1 protein-coding gene is annotated in these 1,490 nt (G+C 74.4%); it reads right to left on the bottom strand.

Going from position 1 to position 1,490, the window contains the following annotated elements; all coding sequences use genetic code 11:
• Nucleotides 1–18 precede the first annotated feature (18 nt).
• Nucleotides 19–1,215 carry a baeRF2 domain-containing protein gene (locus ACYVE9_RS26430; RefSeq protein WP_461030418.1) on the bottom strand — a complete coding sequence of 399 codons (1,197 nt, stop codon included), beginning with the start codon at nt 1,213–1,215 and terminating at the stop codon, nt 19–21.
• Nucleotides 1,216–1,490: the final 275 nt, after the last annotated feature.

Genomic DNA, 1,490 nt, shown 5'->3' on the forward strand with positions numbered 1-1,490 from the left:
GCGGGGCCCGCCGGCCGGTCATCCCTGGAGCGCCTGCTGCTGCTCCTGCGGCCCGGCACCGTACGGCCAGCGCAGCAGCGCGCCCATACCGCCGACGGGGAGTCCGCTGGGCTGCTCGGGCTCGTCGGTCAGCGCACGTACCGAGAGCACCTGGGCCCGGGTGGCGACCGCGGAGCGGATCAGGGCGTCGTCCGCCCGGGCGGCGAACGGTTCCGCCGCGCCCAGCTCACGGGCCTCGGTCCGGCGCATCGCCAGCTGGTCGGGCTGTTCGCCGACCCACACCTCACGGTGCAGGTCGGGTCCGTCCGGCCGTACCAGCAGGGTCGCGACGCGGTGTTCGCGGGCCGCCTCGACCAGTGCGGGCACGCCCTCGGCCGCGTCGATCCGGCCGTCGTCGGTCGGTACCCGGCCGGCCCGGAAGCGGTCCATCACCCCGGCGGCGTGCTGCCGGACCCGCCAGGCGCGCGCCTCGGCGACCTCGTCGTCGAGCAGGCGCTCGCCTGCCGCCTCGTTGCTGCCGGGTGAGCGGGTGCCGTGCTCGGCCTCGACCGTGATGGCGCGCAGCTCCTGGGGCAGCTGCTCCTTCACCGAGAGGCACTGCCGGTGTTCGCCGCTGAGGACGATCATGTCGGCGTGCTCCCGTTCCAGGACGGTCTTGAGACCCTCGGCGACGGCGCCCGCGTTGCGCTCCCAGGTGTTCTCCACCGAGTTCTGGAAGTGCCGCTCCGACCAGTCGGTGGTGGGGGTCCGGCGGATGGGCCAGTCCTCACCCCCGAGCTTCTCCACGGTGCGGACGCCGTCGGCGTCGTGCAGTTCGAAGTCGGCGCCCAGGCGGTCGATACGGGCGATCAGGCAGCTCGGACCGGCGTCGGCCAGGTCGAGCAGTGGGGAGGTGTGCGGCAGCGGCGCCCAGTGGGCGTGCGGGCCCTCGCTGTTCGGGGCCACGGCGAGCGGGACCTCCAGGACCACCTCACCGTCGGCGGCGAACACCGCCCGGCCGGGTGGCGAGCCACTCGGCGGCAGGGCCAGCAGAGCGTCGTACACCGCCCGGCAGGTCCGTTCGTCCGCGCCTTGCTCCTGGAGCTGGTCGGACGCGGCACGGGCGTGCAGTTCATGGCGGGCGGCACCGTCCTCCGCGGTGAACTCGGTGCTGAAGTAGACCGATGCCCACGGTCCGGGCCGGTCGTAGAGCGGACTGAGGAATCCGAGGTCCATGGTTCCCTCCTGGTAGACGGCAGTGCTGGCGCGAAGCGGCGGGTACCCGTGATGCCGATACCGACACCGCGGGGCGCCGACGGTTGCGGAGCGGAGAGTGCTGGTCACACCGGCACCCGGTGAGCGCGAGAGGCTCACCGGGCGCCGGCCGTTTCCCGGGTGGACGTCACCGCTCGTCACGTTCCCGGGACGTCTGCGGGGGCCGGCCGGCGGCAGGGACTGCCGCGCTCGGGCCGTCGGCCCCTGGTGTCAGGGCGTCGGCGGGTGCCCCGGTC

The organism is Streptomyces sparsus (genome assembly GCF_054776295.1).

Excerpts from the sequence above, each read along its gene's own strand:
- ACYVE9_RS26430 (WP_461030418.1), bottom strand. The coding sequence starts at position 1,215 with ATGGACCTCGGATTCCTCAGTCCGCTCTACGACCGGCCCGGACCGTGG.